Raw genomic sequence first — 12,631 nt, 5'->3', positions numbered from 1 at the left:
TGTGACCTGCTTGTTCGCTGTGCCCCAGGCAGGATTCGAACCTGCGACACCGGCTTTAGGAGAGCCGTGCTCTATCCCCTGAGCTACTGAGGCGCGGCCCGGGTGCTACCAGGCCGCTCACAGCGTACCGGATCAGGGGTGGGGCGCGGGGTGACGGAGGGGGTGCGGGCGGGGTGCGGGCGGGGTGCGGGCGGCCGACGGGGCGTCAGGGCGGTTCAAGTAGCCTGCCGGGCAGGGTGGGATCCGCCCCGGAACGCCTCGCTAAGGAGACGAAGGACCTGATGAAACCTGCTGTGCACCCGGTGGGCCGGCTGTTGGGGCAGGTGTGGGTGTGGCCCTCGGTGGTCATGCTGGCGGTGGGCGGGTACCGGCTGGGGACGCCGGACCTGTGGCGGGACGAGATGGCGACCTGGACGGTGGCCACCCGCTCCCTGGGGGACCTGCTGCGGCTGCTCCAGCACGTCGACGCCAGCAACGGCGCGTACTACCTGCTGATGCACGGCTGGACGGCGGTGTTCGGCGACTCGACGGTCTCGCTGCGAATACCCTCCGTGCTGGCGATGGCCGGGGCGGCGGCGTTCGTGGCGCTCACCGCCGAGCGGCTGTTCGGCAGCAGGGTGGCGGCGGTCGGGGCCGGGCTGCTGTTCACCGTCCCCCCGGAGATCTCCCGCTACGCCCAGGAGGCGCGCTCCTACGCGCTGGTGACCTGCGCGATCGCGGCGGCCTCGTACTTCCTGCTGCGGGCGCTGGAGCGGCCGACCTGGCGGCGCTGGGCGCCGTACTGCGTGGCCATGGCGCTGGCCGGCGCCGGGCACCTGGTGTCCTTCAGCACGGTCGCCGGGCAGGTGGCGCTCCTGGCGCTGCACCTGTGGCGCACCCGCCCGGAGACGGACCGGCGACTGCTGTGGCACTACCCGGTGGCGGTCGCGGTGGCGGCGCTGCCGGTGCTGCCGGTGGTGCTGCTGGGCAGCCGGCAGTCGGACCGGCAGCTGGGCTGGATACCGACCCCCTCCCTGCGCGGCCTCGCCTACTTCGGGGAGCGCCTGTTCGGCTCGGACGTCGTGTTCTACGCCTTCGTCCCGCTGGCGCTGCTGGCACTGGCGCTGCCCGGCCGGCGGATCCGGGCCTGGCAGGCACTGCTGCTCGCGGAGCTGCCGGTGGTGGGCGTCTGGCTGGTGTCCCGCCTGACCGACACCTCGTACTTCCTCGGGCGGTACCTGCTGTTCACGGTGCCCGCCTGGGCGGTGCTGGCCGGCGGCGGCGCCGGGGCGCTGTACGGCGCGGCGGCGGCCCTGGCCCGGCGACGCGGCCGGGCCCCCCGGGGGGCCGTCGCGGCGGCCGGGCTGCTGACGGTCGGGCTGCTCGCGGTACCGGCCGTGGCGTCGCTGCCGCGGCAGCCCGAGGTTCGGTACGTGGGCTCGCACAACGGCTCGGAGGAGCCGTTCAAGGCGGCGGCCCGGGAGATCTCGGCCGGCTACCGCTCCGGGGACGGGATGGCGGCCCCGCTGGGCGACCAGTCCTGGGCGCTGGCCTGGCCCGGCGTCGACTACTACCTGCCCTCGGACGTGCGCCCCTATCCGGTCTTCGTCGCGCAGAGCGCCGACGACGCCGGGGAGCTCTCGCCGATGCCCTGCCCGCAGCCGGCGGACTGCCTGGGCGGGGTGTCCCGGATCTGGCTGCTGGTCCTCGGCGACACCCAGGACCCGCTGGGCGCGATGCCCACGGACCAGGCGCAGGTGCTCCGCGCCCAGTACGGCGACCCGGACCGGGTGACGCCGCTCGGCGGTCTCACGCTCGCGCTGCTCGACCGGGACGCCTAGCCCCGGCGGAGAAGGAGGAAAAGGAGGAAGGGGAGCCGGTGCGGACCGGCTCCCCTTCTTCTTTCGATGCCTCAGCGGCTCAGTGGCTCAGCAACTCGGCGGCCCAGCGGCTCGGCGGCCCAGCGGCTCGACGGCTCGACGGCTCGACGGCTCACAGCGTGCGCAGCAGCCGGGACTGGATGGACGGCGGGTTCAGGTCGGACTGGAGGGCCACCGGGACCTCCGCCTTGCCGTCGCCCGCGCCCACCCGCAGCACGCCGACCTCCATGCCGGCCGTCCCCCTGTGGTCGATCTTCGAGGTGTCCAGGGTGACCGTGCCGGAGATGCCGGGGAAGCCCGCCACCACCAGGTCCTTGGTCGCGACGACCGCGACCTTGCCGCCGAGCCCGTCCTCCACCGAGCCGACGACGTCCCCCTTCTTCACCACGACCTGGCCGGTCACGCCGTTCTGCGCGGCCTGGATCTGCTTGCCGCTGACCTTCAGCACGGTCGGCAGGATGCCGTCGCCCGGGTTGGGCGAGGTGGCCTGCTGGCCCAGCGTGACGCCGAGGATCAGCCGCTGCACACCGCCGATCTCCTTGTAGGCGGCCCACATCAGGCAGCCGCCGGCCGGGGTGCTGGAGCCGGTCTTGACGCCGATGACGCCGGTCTTCGGGTTGATCAGGTTGTTGGTGTTGGAGATCTTCGCGTTGTTGAAGTTGGTCTCCGGGGTGGAGACGATCTGCCGGAAGATCTCGTCCTGCATGACCTGCTCGGCCAGCTTCAGCTGGTCCTTGGCGGTGGACTTGGTGTCCGCGCTGAAACCCGCCGGGTCGGCGTAGATGGTGTTGGCCATGCCGAACTTGGCCGAGGTGTCGTTCATCAGCTTGACGAACTCGGCCTCGGAGCCGGAGTGGAAGCGGGCGAGGAGCCGGGCCACGTTGTTGGCCGAGGGCAGCATCAGCAGTTCCAGTGCCTGGTACTCGGTGAGCACCTGGCCCTCGGTGAGCGTCACCCGGGACTCGTCGACGTTGCCGGACTCCTGCGCGGCCTGCTTGTCGACGGTGATCTTCGGGCCGCTCTCCCCCTTCTTCAGGGGGAACTTCTGCAGGATCAGGTAGGCGTTCATCACCTTGGTGACACTGGCGATCGAGGACGGCGTCTCCTGGCCCGAGCTGCCGAGGCTGCCGACGCCGACCACCTCGGCGGCGGACTGGCCCTTGGCCGGCCAGGCGAGGTCGAGCACGTCGCCGGAGAAGCTGTAACTGCCCGCGGCGGTCATCTTCAGCTTGGGGTCGGGCAGCGGGCGCAGCAGCTGGGCCACCGCGAGCGCGCCGAGCACCACGGCGAGGAAGACCGTCCAGATGGTCACCCGCTTGAGGGCGCGCCGCAGCGGTGAGACCGGGCGGGCGTTGAGGGAGGCCAGGACCTCCATCGCCTCGGCGGTGTTCTCCGGCGACGGCAGCGGCTCCGGTGCGGGCAGCGGCTCGGGCTTGGGCAGCGGCGGGACCGGCGGCACCGGCCGCGGGTCGGGCTCCGGCAGCGGCTTCGGGGCCGGCACGGGCGCGGGCACGGGGGCCGGCTTCGGCAGCGGCGTCGGGCCGGGGGTCGGCTCCGGCTCGGGAACGGGCCCGGGCTCCGGACGCGGCTCGGGCTTCGGCTCCGGCACGGTGCCGGCCGGGGCGGCGGTGCCCGCGGCGGAGGCGCGCGGCGGCGCGGGCTTCTCCAGCTTCTCGGCCCGGTCCGGCCGCTGACCGGGCTGCCCGGTCCTGGTCAGCGCGAGGGTCACGGAGCCGATGGCGGGAGCGTCCTCGGCGTCGGCGTCCTCGGGGTCCCCGGTGTCCTCCGGGTCGTCCTCGGTTCCGGCGTCCCCGGTCTTCTCGGTCTGCTCGCTCTTCTCGGCGGGGCCGGTCTGCTCGGCCTTCCCGGTCCGCTCCGCGCCGCCGGCCCCGTCGGTGCCGTCGGCCTTGCGGGAATTGTCCGTGTTACGAGCGTTGTCGGCATTGTCGGCGTTGTCGGCCGCTTCGTCGGCCGCCTTCTCCGCCTCGTCCGCGGTCCCGGCCGGTGCGGCCGAGGACCCCGGGCCGCCCTCGGAGTCGCCCTCGGAGCCGGTCTCCCCGGACGGCTCGGCCGCCTTCCGCCCGGCCTTCCCGGCCGCCGTGGCACCCGTCCGCATGGCGAGACGCGGGTCGGCGGCGACCGGACGCCCGGCGGGCTCGGTCTCCTCCGCGGTTTCCGGCGACGTCGCCTTCTCCCCCTCCCCACCTTCGGAACTCCCCTTGCCGGCGGCCTTCACCAGCTCGTCGGGCAGCCGCAGCGCGGTGGTGCTGCTGTCCACCGGCAGCCGCAGCATCGTCGTCCGGCTGTCCACATCCCGGACGCGGAGCTGTACGGTCGAGCCGCCCTTGGGCGCCGCCTCCGGAGCGTCGGCGGGCGCCTTCGGGGCCGCCTCGCCGGAGGCCTCCGCGGGGCTGTCCGAGGAGGTGTCGGAGGAGGTCTCGGCGGTCGCCTCGTCGGCGGCCGTTGCCGACGGCCCGTCAGCAGCCGTACCGGAGCCGCCCTCGGCCGGCCCGGCGGCCGACGCCGCCGTACCGGTCCGTTCGCGCTCGCGGTCGCGCTGCCGCTCGTCGCCGTCCCTCAGCACCCTGTCGGGGGACTCGCCCACGTATCCCAGCCTCCTCAACGCCCGGCGGGGCACCGGCGAACCCGATTTCGGGAAGCCGACGCCCCGCCCCGTGTACCTGTACAGTCTCCGCCACCGGCGGCCGTTCCGGCCGCACACACCCCGCCCGACCGGCGCTTATTGTCGCCACCCGGTCGCGCCGCGGCCTGTTCACCGATCAGACGCAAGGCCCGCCGCCGCCGGTTCCGCACCTTCACCGCAAGGTCACGATTCGGAGGCGTACTCGACAAGCCCGTGTGAGAGGCGTCACCCTGTCTCTCATCCACGCGGGGAGGCTTGGATGGGCAAGAGCCGCAGAACTGTTCCCGAGGAACTCTTGCTGCTCGCTTTGGACCCGACCACGGGTACCACGGCGCAGCCGCAGACCCTCGACCTCGGACTCGCCGGGGCGCAGCTCGTCGAGCTGTCCCTGGCCGGACGGATCGTACCGGAGGGAGACCGGATCGCCGTCGTGCTCGCACGACCGACCGGCGACCCGACCCTTGACCACGCACTGGAACTGCTGCGCCGACGCGGCAGTCCGGTCCGCGCGGCGCACTGGATCGGCGGGCCCCGGCTGGGGCTGCGGCAGACCTATCTGGCGCACCTGGAGCGCTGCGGCATGGTCACGGCCGTGCCGGGCCAGGTGTGCGGGGTGCTGCCGACGACCCGGTACCAGGCGTCCGACGACTGCACCAACGCCGCGATCAAGCAGCGGCTGGACACCGCGATCCGCACCGGTGTTCCGCCGGATCCGCGGACGGCCGCGCTCGCCGCGCTCGCCCACTCGGTCGGGCTGGGCAAGCACCTGTACCCGGGCAACGAGGGCCGGTCCTCGCGGTCGCGGTTGCGCGACCTGATCCGGTACGACCCGCTGGGCGGGATGGTCGCGCACGCCGTGATGGACGTGCAGAACGGCCTGCCGGCGCAGCAGAACCGTTCTTCCCAGGGTTCCGGGGCCGCTGCCGGCCGCCCCGGCGCCCGTACGGCGGGCCGGGGTTCGGGCGGGCGGGTCCCCGCCTCCCGGGTCGGCGTCCGCTGACCCGGGAGGGCACCGGACCCCGGGGGTGCACCGGACCCCGGGGGTGCACCGGACCCCGGGGGTGCACCAGAACCGGGGAGGGCAGCAGACCCCGGGAGGGCACGAGGGCCGGGAAGTCCTGGAGGGCTTCGACGGCCGCAGCGGTCTGCACGGCCCGGCGGGCAGCCACCACGGCGCCCGACACCACCGGCCGCGCACCCGGCGGCGCACACCGTCCCCCTCGCACCGCCCGAAGGCGCTGAGCGCCCCGACGCACCACCGGTGCCACTGGCACCACCGGCACCACCAACAGCACCGAGGGGCGGTCGCCCCGCGACGCGAGTCGCCCGGCGACCGCCCCTTCGCCGTCCCCGGACGCCCGGCAACCGCCCGCCCCCGCACCTGCCGGGGCAGGTGCGGGCCGGTCCGGGGGCGGCCTCCGCAGTACCTGTCCGAGTCGTCCGAGCCGCATTACCACCTGGGGGCTTTCGCTGTCTCGCGGAAGTGCTTTTCCGATGATCTGTGCTACCGCGCTGCTGTGATTCCCCGGCGCCGACCTGGCCCAAGGTGACATGCTGCTCCAAGTCAGGGGGGTTGGTCCCAATGTCCGAAGTGTTCCGAGGGCTGCCGCTCCAACGAGCACCAGAGGTCCGGCCGGAGGTCGAAGTGTCCGCCAACGTCAATCCCACCGTGCGCCGCCGGCGCCTCGGTTCGGAGCTGCGCAAGCTCCGCGAGGGCCTGGGCATGACGGCCGAGGAGGTCGCCGGCCGGCTGATGGTCTCCCAGTCGAAGATCAGCCGGCTGGAGAACGGCCGCCGCAGCATCAGCCAGCGCGATGTGCGCGACCTCTGCGACGTCTACAACGTGCCCGACGACCAGCTGCGCGCCAGCCTGATGGAGATGGCCAAGGAGTCGCGCCAGCGCGGGTGGTGGCACGACTTCAACGACATGCCGACCCCGTACAGCGTCTACATCGGACTGGAGGCCGAGGCCTCCTCGATCCGCGCGTACGAGTCCTCCTTCGTCCCCGGCCTGCTGCAGACCGAGCACTACGCCCAGGCCGTGGTCGAGGGCACCCAGCCGGACACCGACGCGGTCGCCGTGCAGCGCCGGGTGCAGGTCCGGATGAAGCGCCAGGAGCGCATCCACGGCGAGAACCAGCTGGGCAGCCTGTGGACCGTCATAGACGAGGCGGTGCTGCGCCGCGAGGTCGGCAGCAAGGCCGTGATGGCCCAGCAGTTGCAGCAGATGCTGGAGCTCAGCCAGCGCGCGAACATCACCATCCAGGTGATCCCGTTCTCGCACGGCGCCCATCCCGGCATGACCGGGACATTCTCGCTGCTGGAGTTCCCGGAGTCAGCCGATTCCACAGTTGTCTACTTCGAAGGTGTGACGAGCGATCTGTACCTGGAGAAGGAGGCGGACGTGCGCCGCTATACCGGTCTGTACGACTACCTGAGAGCGGCCGCACTCGGTGTCGCGGAGAGCCGGTCGCTGATAGCCGACATCGAGAAGGAATTCCACGAATGATCACCCCGTCCGAGTACGGAACCCGTTGGCGCAAGAGCAGTCACAGCGGGGGCCAAGGCGCCTGTGTGGAGATCGCCGTCCCAGGCGCGGGGGAGGTGGCCGTCCGGGACTCCAAGGACCCCAGGGGGCCCCAGCTGCGCTTCTCGGCCGATGCCTGGAACGCCTTCGCCTCGGCGGTGGGGGACGGTGCCTTCGGCGGCCTCCCGGACTGACCCTCCCGCCCGGTTCCGCACTCGGACCAGTTGCCCGTAGCGGTGGCCGTCGCCCTCGGCGGCGGCCACCGCTACGGGCAACTCCCGTTCCGGGGTCCCGGGTCGCTCAGCCCGTCACCGGGTAGCGGGTGGCCCAGTTGGCGCCCTCCGGGGTCCGCCGGTCGTGCAGTTCGGTGCCGTGCACCAGCTCCAGCACGAAGTCGTCGGCGAGTTCGAGGATCGCCCCGCGCCCTTCCAGCCCGGCCAGCAGGCCCGGCGGCAGCGCGGTGTCTCCGTGCAGCGCCCCGAGCAGGTTGCCGCAGATCGCGCCGGTGGAGTCGCTGTCCCCGGAGTGGTTGACCGCGAGCAGCAGGCCCGAGCGCACGTCGTGGGCGACCAGGGCGCAGTAGACGCCGATCGCCAGCGCCTCCTCGGCCACCCAGCCCTCCCCCAGCGCCTCGACCCGGTCGGCGGACGGTTCGCCGGCCCGCACCGCGTCCAGGGCGGCCCGCAGCGCGGCGGTGGTCTCCTCGTGCGCCGGCCGCTCGGAGAGCAGCGCGAGCGCCAGGTGGACGCCCTCCTCCAGGGTGCCGCCGCGGGCGACGGACTGGACGATCACCGCGAACGCGCCCGCCGCGAGGTATCCGGTGGGGTGGCCGTGGGTGAGCACCGAGCACTCCACCGCGAGTTGGAACACCAGGCCCGGCTCCCAGGTGGTGAGCAGCCCGAAGGGCGCCGCCCGCACCACCGTGCCGCAGGCCTTGGAGTGCGGGTTCTTGGGGACCTCCAGGGTGCCGAGCCGCTCGGCGTGGACCCCGCTGAGGCCCGACAGGCAGCCCTGTCCTGGGGCGCGCTGGGCGTAGAGCCACTCCTCGCGGCCGAGCCAGCCGAGGTCGGGGCGGCGCTCGTCCGGGCCCCAGTCGCGCTGGGTGGCGGCCCAGCGCAGGTAGGCCAGGTGGAGGTCGGTGGGCGGGTGCCAGCTTCCGGTGTCGCGCCGGATGTGGGCGCGGATCAGCCCGTCGACGGTGAAGAGGCTGAGCTGGGTGTCGTCGGTGACGGCGCCGGTGCGCCCGTACGCGGGGACGTAGCCGGTGACGCCCTGCGGGCCGTGCTGGGCCCGGATCTTCTCCAGCGACTCGAACTCGACGCCGGCGCCGAGCGCGTCCCCGACGGCACCGCCGAGCAGACAGCCCCGCACCCGGCTGCGGTAGTCCTGCTGCTGGGCGCGTGACCACAGTGGCATCACGACGGGGCGCCTTTCCTCGGGTGTGGGGTCCGCGCGTCGCTCGGCCGGGAGCGCGCCCTGGCACTGTATTCGAAGAGCCGATCGAATCGGCCCCTCCCCGGGAGTTCGGTGCCCCCGTCCCGGCCGCCGTGCGGGCGGCGGCCGGGACGGCACGGGTCTCAGTCCAGCACCGGCAGCAGCTCCGGCAGGTGCCCGTCCGAGGCCAGCGCCGCGGCCCGCCGCTCGGCCGGCACCTCGCCGTAGGTGGTGGTGCGCTGGCGGTGCGGGCGGCCCGCGGCCTCGGCGATCGCCTGGAGGTCGCGCACCGACTTGTAGCTGCCGTACGCCGAGCCGGCCATCCGCGAGATGGTCTCCTCCATCAGCGTGCCGCCGAGGTCGTTGGCGCCCGAGCGGAGCATCTCGGCCGCGCCCTCGGCGCCCAGCTTGACCCAGCTGGTCTGGATGTTGGGGATGTGCGGGTGCAGCAGCAGCCGGGCCATCGCGACCACCGCGCGGTTGTCCCGGGCGCTCGGGCCGGGCCGGGCGATGCCGGCCAGGTAGACGGGCGCGTTGGTGTGGATGAACGGCAGGGTCACGAACTCGGTGAAGCCGCCGGTCCGTTGCTGGATCCCGGCGAGCAGCCGCAGGTGGCCGAGCCAGTGCTGCGGGGTGTCCACGTGCCCGTACATCATCGTGGACGAGGAGCGCAGGCCCAGTTCGTGCGCGGTGGTGACCACCTCGACCCAGGTGGCGGCCGGCAGCTTGCCCTTGGTGAGCACCCAGCGGACCTCGTCGTCCAGGATCTCGGCGGCGGTGCCGGGGATGCTGTCCAGGCCCGACTCCTTGGCCCGCTGCAGCCAGTCCCGGATCGACAGCCCGGTGCGGGTCGCGCCGTTGACGACCTCCATGGGCGAGAAGGCGTGCACGTGGATGCCGGGCACCCGCTCCTTCACCGCGCGGGCGATGTCGAAGTAGGCGGTGCCGGGCAGGTCCGGGTGGATGCCGCCCTGCATGCAGACCTCGGTGGCGCCCACCTCCCAGGCCTGCGCGGCCCGGTCGGCGACCTGCTCCAGGGAGAGGGTGTAGGCGTCGGCGTCGGTGCGGCGCTGGGCGAAGGCGCAGAAGCGGCAGCCGGTGTAGCAGACGTTGGTGAAGTTGATGTTCCGGGTGACGCAGTAGGTGACGTCCTCCCCGACCGTGTCGCGGCGGACGTCGTCGGCGATCCGGCAGAGCGCGTCCAGGGCCGGGCCGTCCGCGTGGAACAGGGCCAGCGCCTGGTCGTCGGTCAGTCCGGTCGGGTCGTCGGCGGCCACCGCGAGGGCCTCCCGCAGGTCTCCGGCGAGGCGCTCGGGCGCGCCCTTCGCGAGCACCTGCTCGCGCAGCACCTCCCAGTCGCCGTACACGTCCTCGAAGTCGGCCCGGCGGTCGCCGGTGCGGCCCTCGGTGTCGATGGTGGCGTGCAGGTCGGTGCGGCCGTACGACTCCGGCAGGTCCTCGGGCTCCTGCCAGGGCAGGCCGCGGACCACCACGTCCGGGTCGGCCAGGCCGGTGGCGGGGTCGGCCAGGGCGCGCACGTGCGGCAGCACCCGCGGGTCCAGCCAGGGTTCGCCGCGGCGCACGTACTCGGGGTAGACGGCGAGGCGCTCGCGCAGTTCGAAGCCGGCCGCCGCCGAGCGCTCGGCCAGCCGCTCGATCTGCGGCCAGGGGCGCTCGGGGTTGACGTGGTCCGGGGTGAGCGGGGAGACCCCGCCCCAGTCGTCGATGCCGGCCGCGATCAGCCGCTCGTACTCGCCGTCCACCAGGTTGGGCGGGGCCTGGAGGCAGGCGGCCGGGCCCATCAGGTGCCGGGCCACCGCCACCGTGGCCACCAGTTCGTCCAGTTCGGCGTCCGGCATGCCGCGCATCGCGGTGTCCGGCTTGGCCCGGAAGTTCTGCAGGATCAGTTCCTGGACGCCGTGGTAGGCGCGGGAGACCTTGCGCAGCGCGAACAGCGACTCGGCGCGCTCCTGGTACGTCTCGCCGATGCCGATCAGCAGGCCGCTGGTGAACGGGACGGAGCTGCGCCCGGCGTCCTCCAGCACCCGCAGCCGGACGGCCGGCTCCTTGTCCGGGGAACCGTGGTGCGGGCCGCCGGGCTCGCTCCACAGCCGGGTGGCGGTGGTCTCCAGCATCATGCCCATGGAGGCGGAGACGGGCTTGAGCCGCTGGAAGTCCGTCCAGCTCAGCACCCCGGGGTTGAGGTGCGGCAGCAGGCCGGTCTCCTCCAGGATGCGGATCGACATGGCGCGCACATAGGCGATGGTGTCGTCGTAGCCGTGCGCGTCCAGCCACTCGCGGGCCTCCGGCCAGCGGTCCTCGGGCTTGTCGCCGAGCGTGATCAGGGCTTCCTTGCAGCCGAGTTCGGCGCCCCGGCGGGCCACGTCCAGCACCTCGTCCGGGGACATGTACATCCCGTGGCCCTCCCGGCGCAGCCGGCCGGGGACGGTGACGAAGATGCAGTAGTGGCACTTGTCGCGGCAGAGCCGGGTGAGCGGGATGAAGACGCTCTTGGAGTAGGTGATGACGCCGGGACGGCCGGCGGCTTCGAGGCCCGCGTCCCGGACCCTGGCGGCACTCGTACAGAGGTCCAGCAGGTCGTCGCCTCTGGCCTGGAGCAGCACGGCGGCCTCGGTCGTGTCGAGGGCGACGCCGTCCCGGGCGCGGCGCAGGGCTCGGCGCATCGCGTTCTCGGTCGGCGGGGTGCTGGCGTCCATGGCGGTTCCGTCCATGGCGCGACCCTACGCCAGGCGGTGGTACCGCGGGTGGAGACAACCCTGAGGCCGTCTCAGGGTCGGCGTACCCAAGAAGGTCAACCCGATCTGGCCCCACAGGGCGATGACGGCGGCGCCGCGGCGGCCTCTAATGGACGGGCAAGGCCAATCACACGTGTTCGCGGAGGAGTTGAGGACGCCATGACCAACGAAAAGGCGGCGGGGGACGATCTGGACGGCGGTGCGCCGTACCGCTCCCGGCGACGCGTCCTGATGCGCGCCGGGGTGCCGGTGGCGGTGGTCGCGGTGATCGCCGCAGGGGTGGGGCTGGTCCCGGCGCTGGCCGCCGACGGCGCGCCCGACCTGCCGACGCTGACGTCGGAGCAACTGGTCGCCAAGGTGCTCGGGTCGGAGACCCAGACGCTGTCCGGGACGGTGTCGATCAGCACCGACCTCGGGGTGCCCGGCCAGCTGCTCGGCGCGGCCGGCGGCCTCGGCGGGGCGGTCGGCGGGCACGGCGGTGACGGCCGGGGCTCCACCGCGGACCCGCAGTCCAAGCTGCTCGGCCTGCTCGGCGGGGACCAGACGCTGCGGGTCGCGGTGGACGGCCCGGACCGCCAGCGGGTGGACGTGCTGGAGAACATGGCCGGCTACACCCTGGTCCGCAACGGCGACCAGGCCTGGGCCTGGGACAGCTCGTCCAACTCCGCGGTGCACATGACCGGGCGGGCGGCCGCCGCCGAGCAGCACGGCAAGGCGCCGCTGTCCGAGCTGCCGACCACCCCGCAGGAGGCCGCGAAGCAGTTCCTGACCGGGAGCGCCGGCACCACCTCGGTGACCGTCGCCGGGACGGCCAAGGTGGCCGGGCAGAACGCCTACGAGTTGAGCGTGAAGCCCACCCAGTCCGGTTCGACGCTGGCCGAGGTCCGGATCGCGGTGGCCGCCGACAACGGGGTGCCGCTGGCGGTGGCGGTGAAGTCCGTCGACGGCAGCACCGTGCTGAACGTCCGCTTCACCCAGGTGTCCTTCGCCAAGCCGGCCGACAAGACCTTCGACTTCTCCGCCCCCAAGGGCGCCAAGGTGACGGAGCAGAAGGCCGGGGACGTGGCCGAGGGCGCGCCGGGCGACGCCCGGGAGCGCCGCGGCACCGGGGCGCCCGAGGGCGTCGACGTGATCGGCGAGGGCTGGACGACGGTCGTCTCCACCCGGCTGCCCGACGCGGCGGACGGGGCGCCGAAGGCCGACGCCAAGGGCGGCAAGCACGGCGGCCGCGGGAACGGGGCGGCGCAGTCGCTGAACCCGCAGGCGATGGTGAAGTCGCTCGGCAAGCCGGTCGCCGGCGGCACCCTGGTGAGCACCAAGGTGCTCAACGTCCTGCTCACCGACGACGGCCGGGTCCTGGCCGGCGCGGTGACCCTGCCGGTCCTCCAGCACGCCGCCGGGGTGAACTGAC

8 protein-coding genes and 1 tRNA gene are annotated in these 12,631 nt (G+C 73.5%); 5 read left to right on the top strand and 4 right to left on the bottom strand.

The window, feature by feature from the left end; all coding sequences use genetic code 11:
- Positions 1-20: 20 nt before the first annotated feature.
- Positions 21-93 (bottom strand) — tRNA-Arg (locus tag ACGFSC_RS39375).
- A gap of 188 nt (positions 94-281) precedes the next feature.
- Here ACGFSC_RS39375 and ACGFSC_RS39370 point away from each other — a divergent pair.
- Positions 282-1,820 (top strand): glycosyltransferase family 39 protein, encoded by a 1,539-nt coding sequence (locus ACGFSC_RS39370; RefSeq protein WP_359899820.1) that lies wholly within the window; start codon positions 282-284, stop codon positions 1,818-1,820.
- A 151-nt stretch (positions 1,821-1,971) separates the two neighbouring features.
- Here ACGFSC_RS39370 and ACGFSC_RS39365 read toward each other — a convergent pair whose 3' ends face one another.
- Complete coding sequence (locus tag ACGFSC_RS39365) at positions 1,972-4,464, bottom strand: hypothetical protein (RefSeq protein WP_359899822.1); 2,493 nt, start codon at positions 4,462-4,464, stop codon at positions 1,972-1,974.
- Between the two features lie 298 nt (positions 4,465-4,762).
- On the opposite strand from ACGFSC_RS39365, the gene ACGFSC_RS39360 reads away from it, so the two are divergent.
- From ACGFSC_RS39360 to ACGFSC_RS39350, 3 genes are all read left to right on the top strand, one after another.
- Positions 4,763-5,503 carry a GPP34 family phosphoprotein gene (locus ACGFSC_RS39360; RefSeq protein ID WP_355268249.1) on the top strand — a complete coding sequence of 247 codons (741 nt, stop codon included), beginning with the start codon at positions 4,763-4,765 and terminating at the stop codon, positions 5,501-5,503.
- Positions 5,504-6,148: 645 nt separating this feature from the next.
- Positions 6,149-7,012: a helix-turn-helix transcriptional regulator gene (locus ACGFSC_RS39355; RefSeq protein ID WP_359899824.1), complete on the top strand. Its 864-nt coding sequence runs from the start codon at positions 6,149-6,151 to the stop codon at positions 7,010-7,012.
- Positions 7,009-7,224: a DUF397 domain-containing protein gene (locus ACGFSC_RS39350; RefSeq protein ID WP_359899826.1), complete on the top strand. Its 216-nt coding sequence runs from the start codon at positions 7,009-7,011 to the stop codon at positions 7,222-7,224. Before ACGFSC_RS39355 ends, ACGFSC_RS39350 begins: the two co-directional genes overlap by 4 nt.
- Positions 7,225-7,330: 106 nt before the next feature.
- Here the strand turns inward: ACGFSC_RS39350 and ACGFSC_RS39345 are convergent, their stop codons facing one another.
- On the bottom strand, positions 7,331-8,446 hold the full coding sequence (locus ACGFSC_RS39345; protein WP_359899828.1) for an ADP-ribosylglycohydrolase family protein: 1,116 nt from the start codon (positions 8,444-8,446) through the stop codon (positions 7,331-7,333).
- 161 nt (positions 8,447-8,607) lie between these two features.
- Positions 8,608-11,196: a bifunctional FO biosynthesis protein CofGH gene (locus ACGFSC_RS39340; RefSeq protein ID WP_359899830.1), complete on the bottom strand. Its 2,589-nt coding sequence runs from the start codon at positions 11,194-11,196 to the stop codon at positions 8,608-8,610.
- A 183-nt stretch (positions 11,197-11,379) separates the two neighbouring features.
- On the opposite strand from ACGFSC_RS39340, the gene ACGFSC_RS39335 reads away from it, so the two are divergent.
- A complete protein-coding gene (locus ACGFSC_RS39335; RefSeq protein WP_359899832.1) occupies positions 11,380-12,630 on the top strand; it encodes a DUF2092 domain-containing protein in 1,251 nt (416 codons plus the stop codon).
- Position 12,631: the final 1 nt, after the last annotated feature.

It is taken from the genome of Kitasatospora sp. NPDC048715 (assembly GCF_043198905.1).
In the GTDB taxonomy this organism is placed as follows: Bacteria; Actinomycetota; Actinomycetes; order Streptomycetales; family Streptomycetaceae; genus Kitasatospora; species Kitasatospora lactacystinica.
The sequence above is the reverse complement of the archived record's forward strand: the minus strand, read 5'-3'. Positions and strand labels throughout refer to the sequence as shown.